Source organism: Qipengyuania triglochinis, from assembly GCF_054655615.1.
Genome location: NZ_BAAHND010000002.1, coordinates 519,904 through 537,629 on the forward strand (window position 1 = coordinate 519,904; position 17,726 = coordinate 537,629).

The following is a 17,726-nucleotide window of genomic DNA, read 5'->3' on the forward strand; positions in this document are numbered from 1 at the left end:
GGTTCAGGCCAACTTCCCGGCAAAGGCTTTTTGGAGGATAGATTGGCGGAGGTCATCGAGGTCGGAAATTTCCGACTCATATTCCTTCTTAAGTTTAGCGGACTGAAGCTTTAGCCTCCTGATTTCCGATAGAACTTCGCCTTGAACTGGAAGCGGTGGCACGGAGATCATCAGCTCTTTCACCATCTTGCAGGTCAAATGAGGAACCGTTGAGCCCGTCCGAATATCTTGAAAGCGCTTCTGCATTCCAGGCGTATTGAATACGGCTGACAGGTACTCACCAGACAAAGTTTCTTTGATTGTGGTGAGAACAATCATGGCGTGACAGTTATGTCCGTCATGATCTGAAGGAACAACCGCAGAATGCCCGATGTGTCCACTCTGCACCAATAGGACATCATCGACTTTCAGTTTCGATTTCTTATTTTTTTCGTTGAAGTCATCCGAAACATAGGTCTTGCCATCGAATCGAAGATGGTTGTCCCTGACGTGCCTTGCGAGTAGATATGGCACACCGTCGTCAATGTAGATGTCCCGCGTCGGTCCGACATATCCGTTCGTTAACCTTGTAACGATCGAACCGAGGCGAAGCGATTCCTCCCGGCCGTTCGCAAGACGATGAATAACCGCATCGACCGCACCTCCAAACAACTCCTCCGCATCCGCCAGATTGGCTTCGGCGTTGGCGCAGGCGCGGTCGAGGGCGGCGAAGGCCTGATCCAGCACCGCAACAATCCGCTTCTGCTCCTCCAGCGGGGGGAGTGGAATTGAGCGCGCTTCCATGGACCCTTTGGAAACGTGGATCATAGTGGCACCAGCACCCTGCTCTTCGCGGATAAGTTCCTTATCCCACTCGAAAAAATAGAAGAGGTAATCGCGTTCAATCTGCCTGGTATCGGGTTCGACCTTCCAAATGTGGTAGTGATAGATGACTTTCTCGCCATCCCATATTCGTGGGCCAAAAGAAGCCGACCACGCATATAATAGATCGCCGTTATCGCAGTATTTATCTGCGTCCAATTCCAAGTCGGAATAATACCAGTTTTTGTTAGTGAAGAAGTTTCCGACACGCAATACGCGGTAAGGGCCATCATCGAGCAACTCGCTCTTCTTGTATGCCCTGCCGTTTATTAGACGACATACGCTGGATAGCGGAACGGTGTCCCATATTCCTGATTCAGCGATAGGCACCTGCTCAGAAAAGCTGCTCACAGCATCCCCCGAATGTCTTCGAGTATCTGCGCGGTCTCGGCACCGCGCGCCAGCATCGCTTCGATAATCTCCGCCGGTTCGCGCAAGGGCGCTTCCTCCGGTGCGTTGGGATTGCGCACCGACAGATCGAATGTCTCCTGATCCAGCGCCTCGACCGCCACCGACCAGCTTTTTTCGCTTTCCGCCTTTTCCGGCTGGAGCGCGACAAACTCTGCCAGATCGTCATCATTCAACGGATTGGTCTTGCCCAGCGAACGGCCCGGATTGAGCTGATAATACCAAACCTGCCGCGTCGGCATGCCCTTGTCGAAGAACAGCACCACCGTCTTCACCCCGGCGCCCTGAAACGTGCCACCGGGGCAATCGAGCACGGTATGCAGACTACAGGTCGCCAACAGTTCCTTGCGCAGCTCCACGCTGGCATTGTCGGTGTTGCTGAGGAAGGTGTTCTTGATCACCACCGCACCGCGTCCGTGCGAGAAACGGCCCTCCGCCTTCAGCTTGCGCATGAAATGCTGCAGAAACAGGTACGCCGTCTCGCCGGACTTGATCGGGAAGTTCTGCTGCACCTCGCGCCGCTCGCCCCCGCCGAAGGGCGGGTTGGCCAGCACGATGTCATGACGGTCGGCTTGCTGAATATCCATCACGTTCTCAGTGAGCGTGTTGGAGTGGCGGATCGTCGGCGCCTCAATCCCGTGCAGGATCATGTTCATCACGCCTAGCACATAGGCGAGCGACTTCTTCTCCTGACCGTAGAAGGTGCGCCGCTGAAGCGTCTCCCACTCCTCGCCGGACAGGTCTGGGCGACGCAAGTAGTCCCAAGCTTCGCATAGGAACCCTGCTGACCCGCAAGCGCCATCGTAGATCGTCTCGCCGATCTTCGGATCGACCACCTTGATCATCGCGCGGATCAATGGGCGCGGCGTATAATACTCGCCGCCGTTGCGCCCGGCATTGCCCATCCGCTTGATACGGGTTTCGTAAAGGTCGGACAGCTCGTGCTTGGCGTCGGTGCTGCCGAAATCGAGCGTATCGACGATGTCGATCACCTCGCGCAGCGAATAGCCGGAGCGGAACCGGTTCGCGAGTTCGGAGAAGATCTCGCCCACCTTGTATTCCAGCGTATCCACATCGGCATCGCTGGCGTTGAAGGTCTTCAGGTAAGGGAATAGCTTGCCGTTGACGAAGTCGATCAGGTCCTGCCCGGTCTTTGCGGCATTGTGGTCGAGTTCACCGTCCTTGTCTTTCGGCGCGGCCCAGGTCTGCCAGCGATAGGCTTCGTCGAGGATCGGCGTGTAGTCGCGACCTTCCAGCTCGGCCTGATCCTGCCGCTCCTGCTCCAGATCGTCGAGATACTTGAGAAACAGCAGCCAGCTGGTCTGCTCGGCGTAATCCAGTTCCGACGACAGGCCCTCGTCATTGCGCATGGCCCGGTCGATATTGTTGAAAGCGTTCTCGAACATTGATGCCCCTTGTGTAGCGCAACTGCCTATTCGCATTGCCTGAATCGGGCAAGCGACAGGCCTTGCAACACCCGGGTCCCCATAAAAAATACTCGCAGATGATATTTTTTACGCAACCCTATTGCAAAGCCGCCCCGGATCGCTATTACAGGATTATAGCAACGCTAACGCAATGGAGCAGTAACATGATGACGCGGCACGCAACCCAACGCAGCCAGCAGCGGAGTATTCCGCCCTTGGCCGTCGAACTCTTCGAGCGATACGGCGCTAGCTGCCGCCATGATGGAGCCGACGTGCTCTTCATGGACAAGCAAGCTCGCAAGCGCATCGCTCGTGACTTTGGGGGGAGCAGGGCGTTGCGGTTCGTCGAACCGCTGCTCAATGCTTACGCCATTGTTGAAAACGGCCGCGTCATCACTCTCGCACACCGCACCAAGCGCCTGAAGCGCTAACCAATCAACAAATCGGAGATCCGCCACCGTGGCTACTCAATTCAACAACGAAACGCTCTCCCCTATCTACGCAGAAGAGGGACCAATCCGTGTCGAACGCTCGGCGTTCGATCATATCGAAAACGGCGCCAAACTCGTGATCGTCGGAATCACGCCTGGCGCGCAGCAGCGCGATCTCGCCAACGCTGCTTACCGATCAGCGATCGCACGCGGCGAAGCTCCCAGCCAGGCTAGTCGATCGGCAAAGTTCGCGGCCAGCTTCGGGGGCGCAATGCGGGCAAACCTCGTCAAGCTCATGGATGCGGTAGGCGCCAATGAGCTCGTAGGCCTGCGCTCGATTTCTGAGGCTTTCAACCCCGCGACCCAAGGCAAGGTCCATTTCACCTCGGCCCTGCGTTATCCTGTGTTTTATGACGGCGCGAACTTTAACGGCCAGATCGCGATGCTGAATTCTCCTGCGCTTCGGCAGCTGGTCGAGAACGAACTCGCTGAAGAAGCTCAACAATTGCGAGATGCCGTGTGGCAGCCTCTGGGCGACAAGCCCATGGCGGCTCTGCGCCACCTCGTATCGCTAGGGGTGCTTCGCGAAGATCAAATCGCTCCCGCGCTTCCTCATCCAAGCGGCGCGAACAACGAAAGGATCGCATTCTTCCTCGGTGACAAGGCAGAAGCGGATCTTTCGCCGAAAACAAATGCACAGAAAATTCGGGCTAGCCGAGAGGCCCTCAAGCTCTTCTATTCGAAATCGATGGGAGTGCGGGCATGAGCAAGCAGACTGTGATAAGTCGCGTGAACCCCACAACCGGCAAGACCGAACACCCTTACCGAGATAGGCACGGCAATTTCGTCCTCGGAGATCCATCGTTCGGCAGCGAATTGCACTACCGCAAGAACGCCGTTCTGACGGCCGATTACGCTGAAGCAGTGCAGCTGGTCCGCAAGGGTTTTTCAATCCGAATGTCCGCCGGTGACGGCACCCCGCCCTCGCTGATCAGCGCCGGCAAGCTGACCCTCACCGATGTCGAAGACGTAGCCGAGGGCGACATTCCGCCCCAGAGCCCCCTGGCGCCGTTCACGCGCGATGAAGTGATGCTCGACCTTCGGAAGGCCTTGGTGGCCGAAGCAGCCATGATCGCCCATTGGGGCAGCTACGAGGCCGCCGAAGTCTTCCTAGGCTTCCCGTCCTCCGACGATGCTGGCGAGCCCTATGATGATGCCGATCCGACGGAGGTGGACCTATCTCGATTTCGGGCAACGGCCCTTATCGATGCCAGCTACGACTGGGCCTTCCAGACCGGCAAGCCGGAGGCATTCCGCCCTGAATCCTGGGACGATCTGGGCTCTCTCATGGACGGTGCTTCCCCCGGTACGATCAGCACCCTATCTCCCATGGGAAACGCGGACAGTCCGTTGCGCGTGACCATCGGCACCGCGTTCGCGCGCTGGAAGTTCGAATTTGAGACCTGGCTCCCCCTTTCGGTGCGAGAGCTCGCTTACCTCGCCCAAATGACCGAGGTCGCCGCACGCAATGCTCTGGCCAAGGCAGGCCTCAAGGGTCGCGGCGGCGTCGACAATGATACGGCTCGGGAATGGCTCGCGCAAAGGCAGAAATTCGTCGCGACACGAACAGACCTTTTGCCAATCGACCGTCCTTAGCGTTCGTTCGCACACCCACCGGTCACCGTGTCCGGAGGGTGTCCTGCTTGCTATAAATCGGGCGAAACACCGCTGTCTGGAGCCCTGATGCTCTTACATAGTTTTCGGGATTTCGAGCAAACCAACCGCCTCACTGCAGTTCGAGGGTTGGCAAGGGCTGACTGCCATAATTTTTTAGGCGTAATAGGGCATAAAGGTCCGGCTGGCGCCCAAGACCTGTATGCTTGCGTAAATCAAGTTCAGTAAAAATGAGCTAGTTGCGAACTGATCTCATTTGCGTATCTGCAAGTGTAGAAGAAACATTTCCGCATACGCAACTAAAAACGGCCATTTAGCGGATGGTTCTGGCACCGACATCAAACCATACTTCCGATTATGGAAATTTCGGAAAAGCGAGATCTTGCCGCGCGGGCCCTCGGGCATCTTCAGACATTGGAGATGGACTGCAATCGCCTAATGCACGGGCCGAACCTGACGGAGAGCGATCTTTATCAGTTGCGGGGCACATTCGGGCGCGTCGAACTCGGCAGCCGTATTAAGACTGATGCGCGCATCCTCGCACAGAAGAATTACTTCAGCGACGGAATGTCGAAAGACATTGAGATCACTGGGAGGGTCGGAGGCGTCGACCGGCGCGGCCCCGCCCGCACAATCTGGGGCAAAGAGCCTGGCAAAGCGTCAGGTCCGCGCTTCGCGCCCCCGGTTTCTCGTCCGCGTACCTATCAAATTTCGGATGGCAAGCGCACCTTCCACTTTGCACACGAAACCGTCAGCGGATCGACCAGGAAAGCGATCGCCTCCGTCATTCAACATGACCACTATGTGAAGGACGAGAACAAAGTACCGGGCCTTGAGGCGCTGGTTGCTCAGGTAGGTCAGGATCGCACCGATTACGTCGCACGTGAAGTGGTGCCGACTGACGATCAGGGGCCTATGATCTTCTCGAACCTCGGCGACATCGGCGAATATGCCCCGGCGTGGAAGATCGTCACCGAAACGGCGATAAGGGCTGCGGGGAAGGAAAAGGCGCCGTGGCTCAAGCTTCGACCGATTCAGGACGACCCGTTCTGGCAGGAGGTGTTGCAGCGGAATTCCTTGCCCGCAAAGGTGCGGGAGCAAATCGACGCGGGCGACAAAAAGTGGATCGATGTCGAGCCGAAGGACATTGAGGCAACCCTCGTAACACTGCGCGCTTGTGGATGGCATGAGCGTGCCACGGTCGAAGACGTAAATAGAAAGAAACGGCGGGCCCGCGCAGCTCAGGTCAAATATTATGCGGGGAGTGCCCCGGAAATCCAGAGCCGTATCGTGGGCGAGATACCCAAGGAATTGGATGCTTCAGCAAAGCGCCGTGTGCTGGAGGAGTTCAGTCAGGAATTTCGTAAACGTGACCTGCCCTTCGTGAACGTCTTTCATGAAGCGGACGAAAACAACAATCGGCTGAATGGCCATTTCCATTTCGATTATCATGCTCGGCCTATGCGGAAGTTCTCCTGCGCTTCTCCCCCTGCCGTGCCCCAATCGCTCTTGGACGCTTACGAGAAGAGCACGGCGGATTACGCTGCGAAAGGGAAACCTTACCCCAAGAACGGAAAGGCGAAGCGGCAGATCGAGATTTGGCAAGAAGCAGCTGCAAACCCTCAGCCGGAATGGGAGGGGATGTGGGAGCCAGACATCGTGTTCGAATATCGGACTCCTAGCGGCAAGCGGAAGACGACGCGCCCCTTCGTCCGCAACGTGCACGAGGACACGCGGAGCGAGAACTGGATCCCGTATTTAAGAAAACGCTATGCAGCCATCGTCAACGAAGAACTGGCTCGAGAAACAGGGCAAACCGACGCTCGATGGAAACGACAACGAGCAGCGTCAGTGGGATCATCAGGTGCGCGAACTGCGCAGGCAATACCCCTTGGCGATGCGTCCCCAGGATGCACCGGACCAGACCCTTCGCTTCGTCAGCCAAGCCGCAGCCATGCTTAAAGAACGGGTACTGTCACGGCCCAACTATATCCATGTCCATGCCGCCCAGAGGATCGCTGCCGATAACAAGCGGCAGAACGACCATCCGAAGAAGCTGTCGGCAAGGGAATTCAAGCGCACCCATGACTTGATGGAAGATGCGCGGGAGCATGCCCAGTGCGTAGGCATGTTGTTCGCGGATTACAGTTCTTGGCTCAGCGAAGTAGAGGCTGCTGTGGCGCAGCCGGCGGTCGCGCTCGCGCCTGTTCCCAGCCCCGTTACCGCCGCACGCGATCGCAAGACCGAAACGAATGTCGGGGCTGCCCCGTCGATCCAAAACGCAGCGCCCATCGAAACTGCGAAATCAAGGAAGCCGAAGGTAGCTGTACATTCTGCATCCCTGAATATGCGCCGCGCCCCTCACGATTATCGCCACGCTCATGAGCTGATCGATAAGCTGCGTCGAAATGCAATCCCATTCGACATCACGAGGGCGCGTGGCAGCGATGGCGAGGTAGCACTCGTAGTTACGCTAGATAAATGCGTTGCAGATGCCGCCGACCTGCCATGCCAATTCCTCGCGCGCACGGCCGAAGAGCGCCGCGCGCTGATGGAACTTAAGCGTGCGGAGATGGACGCTCAATCTCCTGTGGTGGAGGCGAGCGAAGGAAACGGCGGTGTAGAGCCTGAAGCCCCATCGAGGGCTGAGCCTATACCGCAAGGCAGCATCCGGAAAGATCCGGTTTTGGGGTCAATTTCTGAACCGGATCAGGGCGTAGCAGAAGTGAAAGCCGCGGCGCTTAAATCGCAAGAGACCAAAACAGTTGACGCGGCGGCAGAGGAGGGAGCCTGGCTAGCAGCCGCACGAAAGAGCACCACTCATGCTGAGACGGAGGCATCGGCTACGGCTGGTCCCTTCGTATTCGCGGCGAGCTTCGGAGTTCCTCTAGACGCGCCCAGCCTGCCGCAGACCAGCGACGAACGCGGTGCCGATTCGACAGTGACGGCGAAGCACGACGAGGGGACGCAAGCTGGACCGCCAGATCCGCAGTCCGCCGCCGATAATTCGTCGCAAGCCATGCAATCATCCGGCCTGTCCAACGCAGATCGAAGGCAAATGGCGACGAACCCCTTCTACCTGTTGCGCAAGTCTGACGGTAAGTTCGAAATACTCAGCACCAAAGCTTCAAGCGCATTCAAGGCGGTTGCTGCGAAGGGCGGATATACCGAGCAATTCGCCCAGTGGTATGCAAGGCAAGAGGCCGAGCGAGAAGAACTGACCAAGCTTGTCGTGCAGTCGAACCATGCCAGCCGTCTGGAAATCGACGCAGCAATTAATGCCGACTTGGCGGATGCTCGAATTAAGGAATTGTGGAAGCGCTGGGAGCGGACCCCTCTCATCAGCCGTGTTGTTGAAGCCGGATTGGCGATGCGACGGGAACGAGCATTGGCTGACGAGAAGGAGCGAGCGCGCAATCAGCAATTAGCAGCCCAAATGCATGTCGGTAGAGGCAAGTAATTTTTCCGTGTGACGTCCTCGCATGTGACCACATTGGGAAAAGTCAGCCCGTCCAGCGTCGCTGTCCGAGGTCGATAGGAAGAGGGGAAAAGCTCCTCTGTCGACCTCGCGACACGAGGTAAATCCATGAACAAGTTGAACGAACAGCCAGCTGCATCCGGCAATCACGATGCGCGTCCGGGCGAGAGGCGTATCCTGCGCCCGGTTAGCAACCGGGACGATTGGCCCCGGACGGCACCGGAAGGAGAAGACGTCCGCCGGATTGCGGTCATAGATACTGAAACCAGCGGCCTGGCAGTAGAGCGCCACCAGATTATCGAACTGTGCATGGCGATCGTGCTGGTGAACGATGCCGGACGGATTGCAGCTGTCGAATCAGTCAGAAGCGGACTGATCGATCCCGGCCATCCGCTTACGGCAGAGATCGCGGATCTGACCGGACTGACCGATCAGGATCTTGCTGGGCGGTCCATCGACGAGGATCAGGTCGCAGAGATGCTGGCATCCTGCGACGGGGTAATTGCATACAACGCGGGGTTCGACAGGCCCTTCGTTGAAAAGATGATCGACCGTCATGTCGCAGTGCCGTGGGGCTGCGCAATGGCTGACGTGCAGTGGCGCAAGGTGGGGTTCGAGCCTGGGCCGCAAGGGTACGTCCTGATGCAGGCGGGTTACTACATGCCGCGGGCCCATCGCGCGAAGGACGACGTCCTCGCGCTGGTCGAATTACTCGATCACGTCTGCAAAGATGGCGAAACCGTCATGACCAAGACTCTGGCGGCAATGGAGGCACCAGCCTGGCGGTTCGAGGCGAAAGGGGCTCCCTACGGCTACAAGGACGACTTGCGCGAACAGCGCTATCGCTGGGCGTGGGGACGGTTGCATAACCTCTGGGCTAAGCATGTGCGCGCTGAAGCCTACCAAGCCGAACTCGACTGGTATGTCCGGACCATCGGGCAGCAGCCGGCGATCATCCCGCTGCCAGCAAGCGAGCGGTATCGGTTCCACACGATCTGGACCCCGGCCTGACCGGCAATAACCTGCAAGAAGGTAGGGAACGTGAGCCTTCCGGCTGAACGGAAAAAGGCTCCGGCCAACAGGCCGCCAACCACACATCAAGGAATGACGAATGATCGATCTCGATATCGGCGGGGCATGCCCTCGCCAGCAGCTGACCTGTGCCCTGACGCAAGCGCTGGGTTTGCCCACCAACCCCGGCGCTGGCACCGATGCACTGAGCATTGGCACCATGGACTATCCATCCGAAGCCGCGCTTGAGATGGTCGCCCGGGCTACGATGCAAGCAAGGCAAGACTCCCTCTTGGCCATGTTCGCCAGTGACCAGACCAGCATCTGCGGCGGCCTCGCCTTGATTTACCGGACGAGGGATGGCGCCCAGATCATGCAGGTCGAGCCGTGCCGCTTGAGCCGTAGCAAACCGATCATTCTGGTCACCACCGATCGTCGCCATGCCTTCCGCCTCGACAAGCGGTGCCTGCTGCGATCGTGCGCCGTGCCATCGCCTGCGAAGGTCGAGCGCGGCGTCGAACGCGCATGGGCTGACATCCATGCTGCCATGCGCACGGTCGATGTCGATCCTGAGCAGTGGGAAGCCAGCTATTTCAGCCTGTTCACCGATGCGCAGGCGTTCGCCCACTTCATGGCCTGACCGGCTTCACTCCAACCATCATCACTCAAGCAGGCGGCGTCTCCCATCGGAGGCGCCGCCTGTCTCGTTTTTCAGAACAGGATTATCATCATGGCAAATCCCCACAGGCGTCACCCGCGGGTGCTGTGTTCGCTCGCGATTATCCGCGAACCCGGCGAAACCAGTCCGCGATCCGCTATCCGTTCGACCGCCATCTTCACCGTGACCCGTGAGCGAAAGGGCGGAGCAAGGTTCGCCGTCGACCACCGCGCCTTCGACCGGAATGCAAGCAGGGCCGACATTCTGGCCGGACTGGCCGAACGCATTCCGAAAGGGGCGGCCGTAATCGCACGGGCGTCCCGCACGCCCCAGCATTACTTCCGACACGCGTTTGCAAGTTCCGGCCCCCTGCCGCCGGCTGACCTGCAACTGCTTCAGCGGGGTCGCCCGGACCTCGATATCATGCCGCTGGAATGCGCGAACAGCGTGCTGGAAGAGATTGCGGCAGCCTACCGGATCGAGCGAGCCGGTCCCGGTTCGAACGTCCTGTCACGATCGCGCAGGGCGCCGGACGAAGCACAGTGCCTGTGGGCTGCATTCCTGTGGTCCCAGTGCTCACCGCTTCAGTGCAACTCGCTCGCCGCCGCCTGGCAGGCATGGCGAGAAATTGAGCGGGCGCGGCCGCTTTCCTTCTGACGAAGCGTGAAGATGCCAACAGCTAGAGAAAGGAAAAGCGAAATGGCAAAAACGTATATCGCGCTCGACGCGGAATTTTACTGGGACCGGGACCTGCATGAACTGCACAAGGCGATGGATCCCAGATCGCAGCGGCATGCCGTCGCCGTAAAGCGGGTGATGGCGGCGGCCGTCTTCCAGTTCACCATCGACGAAGAAGGCCGGGTTAGCACTGGTGAGATCGGCAGTTGGAGCGAGCAAGATTGGGTTGATGAAAAGGGCGTGGTCAGCAAGGTCTTCGATTACCTGCGTGCGAACGAGGACAAGCCCATCGTTACCTACGGCGGCGTGGCAATTGATGTGCCGGTTCTGTTGCATGCGAGCATGGCCCACGGTCTCCGACTGCCACCGCAACTCATCGACCAGCCCGGAAGGCGCGGCCCACGTCCCCACCGCGACCTTGCGCTTCAGCTGAAGGGATCCGGCCGGACCTGGACGCATCTCAGCCAGCTCTTGCTGCGCATGGGTGTGCCGTTCGATCTCGTCGCAGCGAAGTCGAATGTGCCGCGGCCAGCAAGCGCCGCCGCTTGGCAGAACCTGCGCGATCACGTCGAGCTGGACTGCCTTCTGCTCGCCATCGCGAAGATCGGATGGTTGCGTGCCCAAGGCACGAATGGCCTACGGCTTGAACCTGCGATCGTAACGCTGATCGAGGGGTTCTTGCGACGTCGTCCGGATCATACGCTTGCTGATGAATTGCGGACATACGCCAGTGGATTGCACGGCAAGATCGCCGAAGATTTCGATAACGCCGCCTGAGCCTTCACCCTACATATGCGCCGGACTGGAGAAATTCGGACATTGCCAGTCCGGCGTCTGAGGGGAAAATTCTAGCCACTGACTTTTTTCGACAACGGCAACGATTTCTTAACCCCTGACGGTATATCCTGAGGGCAATCGCGAACACAGCGTGCTGGGATAGCATCCCAAGCCGGTGGCCTAATTTTGTGTCGCTCCAACCCCACGAACCCGCGCCGACACGGTGCGCGTTCATTGGCGTTCGAGGTCACGAAATGGCATCTTCGACATCGCAATCCACACCCGTGGTCTCGCTCGCCCTGCGAGGAAACCATGGCAAAAGCATCTGCCGGTAACGGCACCAAAATCAAAAAATCGACCAGCGCCTGTCCGAATTTTGGCAAGGCCGCGCATACATCATCGAATAGCGCGCAAGTATCGTACTTCACAAAGCCGCAGGTTCGATCAGCTATTGCGGCGATCGACATCAGTTCGAACTCAACCCTCATGCGGATGGCGCGGTGGCGCGCCTTCGCCGCCGGTATCGACGCCGAGGACCTTCTGCAGGAAGCGATTCTGCGCGCCCTGACCTCTCGCAATTGTCCCTGTGGTATTAAAACAGAGCATTTCTTGATGGGGGCAATGCGGTCCATCGCAAGTGAGATCATCGCCAAGCGCGAGAGGCGTGAGGCGCTTTGCCTCTACCAGTTCGACCAACCGGTGTTGCCAATTGCGCCCGACGAGGCCTGCGAATTCACCGAAAGCGCCGATGCTTGGCGCCAAGCTCTCGATTCCGTGATCGCGGGTTCGCAAGAAATCGAAAAGGTGATCGACGGCATCGACCAAGGCTTGTGCGGAAGAGCGCTGGCCGAATTCGCTAACACAGATCAGGCCCGGCTCGCATCAGTGCGAAAAAGTATCAAACGGAGAGTAGCTCGTGCCTGCGCGAAACTGAACGAATTGGAGGAAGCTGCTTAAAAAGAAATATTTGATCACTCAATTAGGAAGGTGATTTTATGAAATACGATCAAATTATCGACGATATGAACAATGGCATTGTCCGCCTGACGGAATATGATTTCAATTCAATTGAGCAAGCATCCGAGCGTCTCAACAAGGGCGACCTGTCAATGTCGCAGCATGAATGCACTGCAGCTGCAATTGTGAATGGCAGACTGGATTTGCTTAACCACGATGACTTCCGTCGTCCTCTAATCGAGATGGGCCGAAGCTGGGCCCATGCGACGATCGAGATCATTTTCGACCATTGGGACCGCGAAACGACCCTGCACGCCGATCATCCGGGGTGCCCTACCGGTGACCAGCGCATTCTCCGCAAAAACCTACCATAACGGACAAACCTCAAACGGATGATGGCTGGTGTTGGGCCGAATGCGGAAAGTCCGGTCTTGGGCGCGAGAACGTTGAAAGCCGAACTTGCTAAAGCAGTGATTCCATACAATTCCCGAGAGAGTTGTCCCGAAAGAATTGCTGCGATGCGAAAGTTGGCCTTATTTAAAAATTGGGTTATCAACCCATTTTCCGCAGCAAAAACTGGGACAAAGATATGGAATGGGAGAACCTGCTTTCCCGTGAACGCCTCTGTGATAAAAACTACGAACAGAAGCCCGATCGGTCGATCTTCGTCCAAGACCATGATCGAATAGTATTTTCAGCGCCTTTTCGTCGCCTAGCAAATAAGACGCAAGTCCAACCGCTCTACGAACATGACCATGTGCATCATCGTCTTATTCACTCTGTTGAAGTTAGCAGCGTCGGCCGTTCTTTAGCGATGCGGATAGGTGCCTGGCTGGAAGAGACGGGTCGGATTGAGCAAGGAGTGTCGAGCGACGTCGCTAGCGTAGTTCAGGCTGCTTGCGCGGCACACGATATCGGTAACCCCCCGTTCGGCCATTCGGGTGAAAAGGCCATGGGCGACTGGTTCGCTGAGCGTTTTGGTAATCCAAAAGGGATATTTGCGGAAGTCCCGGAGCCGCAACGGGCGGAGTTCATCCACTTCGAGGGTAACGCGCAGGGCTTTCGTATTATCACGCGGCTGGAAATGTACCGCAACGAAGGTGGCATGCGACTTTCTAAGGCAATGTTGGGCGCCTTCACCAAGTACCCGGTCTCTGCCGCAGCCCAGGCAGCCATCGTAGGGGATGGAAGGGCTCCTTACGCTGGACTAAAGAAGTTCGGCCTATTCGACTCAGAGGTCGATCTATTCCTCGACGCTGCCAAAACACTTGGGCTTCCCTGCCAAAGTCACGACGCCGGCTTATGGTGGAAACGCCATCCTCTGGTGTTTATCGTCGAGGCTGCGGACGATATTTGCTATAACATTGTTGATCTTGAGGATGCGTTTACGACCGGCGAGCTTTCGTACGAGACCGTGAAGAGGCTTCTACTGAAGGCATCCGGCAATTCCAACAAGGACTCGTCCGACCTGAATCCGGCAGAGCACATCGCCATGCTGCGCGCTCTAAGTATTGGCGCAGCCGTCAATGCGTGCCTTGAGGCTTTCATAACTCACTATGACGCAATCATGGCAGGAGAATTCTCAGGTTCGTTATGCGAGGCCAGCCCGATGGGGGCCGTCTTCAAAGAAATGGAGACACTCTCGCGAGATGAAGTGTTTACAGCCCGGCGCAAAACTGAGCTTGAGGTGTCTGGCCGCAGAGTGATCGAGAATGTGATGTCTGGCGTCATACCGGTCTTCGAAGATCTCGCCGCCAACGATTGGCGCTATGAGGATCTTAAACCTCACAACGTTCAACTAGTCCGTGCCCTTGATCTAGACATCCGCGATGTGACCGATGCTGGTCAAGCCTTACATTCACTCGCCGACTATACTTCCGGAATGACCGACAGATATGCCGTACGGATAGCGCGCATGCTTTCCGGAATATAAGGGTGCGATCCCGGAGCGCAGGGACCTCTTCTCCAGGCTATCGAATGCTAGAAAAGTGCTAGGAAGCCTGTTGATGCGAGTACGTCCTCGCCCAGCACAGGCCATTGACTAGCCGCATCTGCTCGATTGTCCTGCACGGCGTGTCGAGCAGCCTCGGATTGGCGTAGATCACTGCAAGGCAGCGCGCCCTGCTGATCGCGACGTTGAGACGGTTGCGGCTGAAGAGGAATTCGATGTTGCGTGGCAGGTCGTCACCGCTCGAGGTGGCCATGGAGACGAGCACGACAGCAGCCTCCTGACCCTGAAACTTGTCGACCGTCCCGACGCGTGCCCCAGCGGGGAGCGCCCGCTTCAGCAGCTCGACCTGCATGTTGTAGGGGCTGACGACGAGGATGTCCTCGACGCCGATCTCCCGTTCCTGACCGTCTTTGCCACGCCAGCGCCCGCCGAGGAGCGCGTCGAAGGTGCGTGCCAGCCGCTCCGCCTCGGCTTCCGACCGCTGGGTGCAGCCGACGCTCTCGACGTCCACGAACCGCAAGCCCGCTGGCACGATCGCCTCGGGGTCGAGCGCGGGGTCGACCAGGACGCTCTGAACCTCGGTTCCCTGCGCCGACCTCAGCCGTTGGTCATATACGGCCTGAGAGACGAAGCCACAGAGCGCAGGATGCATGCGTCTCGTATCAGAGAGAAAGACGCCCCGCTCGGGAGGGACGGTTGCATGGTCTTCGAGAAGATGTTCGAGGGCGGACAGTCCGCTACGCCCCGGGTGGGTTCCCTGGATCGGCTGGGCGAGCTGCATCTGGTCACCAACGAGGACGATGTTCTTGGCGGCGACGCCCATCGCGACGACGTTGGCGAGACCCACCTGCCCGGCCTCGTCGACGAATAGGTAGTCGAAAGCCTGGTCGTGCTCGGGCCTCGCGAAGAGCCAGGCCGTCCCCGCCACGAGGCGATGACGTGCATCGACACCCTCGTTCTTCGTCGTCTCCTCAATCCAGCCGCCCGTCCCGAGCATCTGATCTTCGCGGCTGCTCTTTTTTACCGCGGGACAGGTGAAGCCCGTCTCGGTCCCTAGGCGCTCGACCTCGGTAAGGAGCTGGTTGATGGCCTTGTGGCCGTGCGAGGCCACGCCGACCCGCTTGCCTTCACGCAGCAACGCGACGATCGCGTGCGAGGAGGTGTAGGTCTTGCCCGCGCCCGGCGGACCCTGAATGAGCATGTGGCTGTCCTCGAGTGAGCGCAGCGCATCGATGGTCGCCTCTAGCGGTTCCGCGCCGTCCGACGTGACCGGAGCGCCGTGAGCGACGTCCGCCAGGGCGGGCAGGTCTTTGCGGAGTATGGAGGTGACCGCGGCATAACGTTGCTCGTCGCCGTCCCGCACGGCCTCGGCGTAGCGGTAGACGGCCTCGCGAAGAACCTTGTCCCCGACCGGCCCCGAGGGGATCAGAGCCGTCCCGTCCTCGATCGGGCTGCGGCTGGGGCCGAGCTTGAGCTCGATCGTGCGCGCGTCCTCGTCGATCGCCACGACCTCCCCCGCCGGTTCCAACGAGCCGGCACGCTTGGGCGTATCGCCGACCTTGAGCTTGAAGTCTTGTGGGGGGAACCCGAAAGTGTGCACGAGAGACCGCTTGTCCGGGCGGGGCGGAACCGACGTGTCGGCTACCAGACCGGCGAGGCATTCGGCATCATCGAGTAGTTCGTCGTGGGGCAGGTCCTGCCGAGAGAAAACCGCCCACCACGCGGGCTTGCTTTCTCGGCGATGGAACTCGAGCAAGTCGGCGAGGAGCACGTGCCAAGGTTGGTTGGCGCCGTCGCCTTCGAGAAGGGCGGTAGCCATCGCGGCCGAGCGCTCCTCCGCCTCGGCCCTGTCCTCCGCCGAACCACGGGCCTCTAATTCATCGCGATGCGTGTTCCAAGGTAGCCCCTCGGGCCTCATGCCGACCAGCCAGTCCCGGCAGCGCAGGGTCGAAACGCAGTCGACGCGGTTGTACTCCTCGATCTCGTCGAGGATGCACTGCTCGCCGAGGGTGCGCCACCGTTCATACATTACGATGCTCTCTCCGGCCGTGACGACCTCGCCGGAGCGCGCATCCTCCAGGTAGAACTTTTCGATGTTTTTGATTGAGTAGCCGGGTTCAGAGGTGCGCATGGCCTCCCTCACAACGCGGTAGAGATCCACCAGTCGGTTACGGCGTAGAAGATCGTCCACGGCACCCTCACGCGTCCCATGGAACATAGCTAGCCGCTTGAGGGCAGTCTCCTCGTAGGATGCGTAGTGGTAGACGTGCGCGTCTGGAAAGCGCTCGAGACGGTCGACGACGAAGTCCATCGCCTCTTGAAATGCGCGCTTTTCTCCGTCCCGCTCGTGCGCCCAGAACGGATGGAATCGCTCCTCGCCCCCGTCCACCACCACGATGCCAAACAGGTATTCGAGGCCGCCGTCGAAGAGCGGGTCGCCCTCCATGTCGAAAAACATGTCGCCCTCGTCGGGATGCGGAAGTCGGGCGAGGCCCCGGCCCGCGCCGGGTCCTAGCAGTTCGAGCTGTCTCTCGCTGGTGCGCCGCTGGTGCGCCTGGAGTCTGGCTTGGCCCACAAGCCTGACGAGAACCTCGGATCGGATGCCTGGGACCACAGCGTCGGGCGCTAGTTCGGCCAGCGCGACCAAATTCGTTATGCCCACCGCCTCCAGCGCCTCGGACTGGCCCCTCGTCAGACCAGCGACGAGGCTGAGGTGGTCGGCCTGCTCCCACTCCTCGGCGCATCGCGGTGCCCAGCGGCAGAACGCGCAATGACTGCAGGGGGTGCCGCGTGAGTTCGCGGGAGGCGAACCAACGAACTCTTCGAAGCGGTTGCGCGCGTTGCGGAAATAGTGCCTCACACCGTCGGCGCGCAGGCTCGCCACGCTCCCGTCGCCGAGCACGACGTGCATCCGTTCGGGCGCCACGCCCTGCACCGCCTCGAGGGCGTCGCCGTAGACGCACATCTGGAGGACGTGCTTGGGCTTCGCGGTGCGAGCAAGCTTTGTGTCCGCTACCTCGTAGGAGAAGTCGCCGAAGATGGAGGGTCGCTCGACGCGGAGCAGGAAGTCCGAATAGCCCATCCACGGGAGGTCGAGGAAGGTCCCTTGGTAAACCACGTCTACGCCGCGCGCCATCGCCTCGCGCGTGGCCGCTGCTTTCTCGACGAGCGATCCCCCATCGATCTCGGCTATCGAGCGACCCTCCGAGCGCAGTCGCTCGAGGTAGGCCCGCTCATGCTCAATACCCTTTTCCTGGAGTAGGATAGTGTGCGCGTCGTCCTCGTCGAAGGCAACCGGCTCGGTCAGCTGGCGCAGGTCGAGGAAGGTCGCGTGCGTGCAGCCAATGAAGTTAACGAGGTCGCTCGCCGAGAACAGGATTCTATCGTCATCAAGCTGCATCGTATTCCCTTTCCA

14 protein-coding genes are annotated in these 17,726 nt (G+C 59.0%); 11 read left to right on the top strand and 3 right to left on the bottom strand.

The genetic code is table 11. The annotated features are described in order from the left end of the window. Positions 1–3: 3 nt before the first annotated feature. Entirely contained in the window at positions 4–1,212 is a 1,209-nt protein-coding gene (locus ACYQ0G_RS08595; RefSeq protein WP_460101660.1) for a restriction endonuclease subunit S, read from the bottom strand. After that, a complete protein-coding gene (locus tag ACYQ0G_RS08600; protein ID WP_460101662.1) occupies positions 1,209–2,675 on the bottom strand; it encodes a class I SAM-dependent DNA methyltransferase in 1,467 nt (488 codons plus the stop codon). The genes ACYQ0G_RS08595 and ACYQ0G_RS08600 overlap by 4 nt, the downstream gene beginning before the upstream one ends. A gap of 185 nt (positions 2,676–2,860) precedes the next feature. Here ACYQ0G_RS08600 and ACYQ0G_RS08605 point away from each other — a divergent pair, with 185 nt between their 5' ends. The 11 genes from ACYQ0G_RS08605 (at position 2,861) to dgt (ending at position 14,293) form a co-directional block, all read left to right on the top strand. Further along, positions 2,861–3,127 (top strand): hypothetical protein, encoded by a 267-nt coding sequence (locus ACYQ0G_RS08605; RefSeq protein WP_460101664.1) that lies wholly within the window; start codon positions 2,861–2,863, stop codon positions 3,125–3,127. Between the two features lie 28 nt (positions 3,128–3,155). After that, entirely contained in the window at positions 3,156–3,893 is a 738-nt protein-coding gene (locus tag ACYQ0G_RS08610; RefSeq protein WP_460101666.1) for a hypothetical protein, read from the top strand. Next, positions 3,890–4,783, top strand: a complete 894-nt coding sequence (locus ACYQ0G_RS08615; protein ID WP_460101667.1) for a hypothetical protein — start codon at positions 3,890–3,892, stop codon at positions 4,781–4,783. The genes ACYQ0G_RS08610 and ACYQ0G_RS08615 overlap by 4 nt, the downstream gene beginning before the upstream one ends. Before the next feature lie 1,789 nt (positions 4,784–6,572). Further along, on the top strand, positions 6,573–8,261 hold the full coding sequence (locus ACYQ0G_RS08620; protein ID WP_460101669.1) for a hypothetical protein: 1,689 nt from the start codon (positions 6,573–6,575) through the stop codon (positions 8,259–8,261). A gap of 126 nt (positions 8,262–8,387) precedes the next feature. Continuing rightward, positions 8,388–9,290, top strand: coding sequence for a 3'-5' exonuclease (locus tag ACYQ0G_RS08625; protein WP_460101671.1), 903 nt, complete (start codon positions 8,388–8,390; stop codon positions 9,288–9,290). Between the two features lie 100 nt (positions 9,291–9,390). Further along, the gene (locus tag ACYQ0G_RS08630) at positions 9,391–9,930 is read left to right on the top strand and encodes a hypothetical protein (RefSeq protein WP_460101672.1); all 540 of its coding nucleotides are present in this window, start codon (positions 9,391–9,393) and stop codon (positions 9,928–9,930) included. Positions 9,931–10,020: 90 nt separating this feature from the next. After that, a complete protein-coding gene (locus tag ACYQ0G_RS08635; RefSeq protein ID WP_460101673.1) occupies positions 10,021–10,605 on the top strand; it encodes a hypothetical protein in 585 nt (194 codons plus the stop codon). Positions 10,606–10,647: 42 nt separating this feature from the next. Then, on the top strand, positions 10,648–11,403 hold the full coding sequence (locus ACYQ0G_RS08640; RefSeq protein ID WP_460101675.1) for a 3'-5' exonuclease family protein: 756 nt from the start codon (positions 10,648–10,650) through the stop codon (positions 11,401–11,403). Between the two features lie 312 nt (positions 11,404–11,715). After that, entirely contained in the window at positions 11,716–12,360 is a 645-nt protein-coding gene (locus ACYQ0G_RS08645; protein WP_460101676.1) for a sigma-70 RNA polymerase sigma factor region 4 domain-containing protein, read from the top strand. 38 nt (positions 12,361–12,398) lie between these two features. Continuing rightward, entirely contained in the window at positions 12,399–12,734 is a 336-nt protein-coding gene (locus ACYQ0G_RS08650; RefSeq protein WP_460101678.1) for a hypothetical protein, read from the top strand. 170 nt (positions 12,735–12,904) lie between these two features. Continuing rightward, a complete protein-coding gene (gene dgt / locus ACYQ0G_RS08655) occupies positions 12,905–14,293 on the top strand; it encodes a dGTP triphosphohydrolase (RefSeq protein WP_460101679.1) in 1,389 nt (462 codons plus the stop codon). 58 nt (positions 14,294–14,351) lie between these two features. Here the strand turns inward: dgt and ACYQ0G_RS08660 are convergent, their stop codons facing one another. Beyond that, entirely contained in the window at positions 14,352–17,711 is a 3,360-nt protein-coding gene (locus tag ACYQ0G_RS08660) for a TM0106 family RecB-like putative nuclease (protein WP_460101681.1), read from the bottom strand. Between the last annotated feature and the right edge of the window lie 15 nt (positions 17,712–17,726).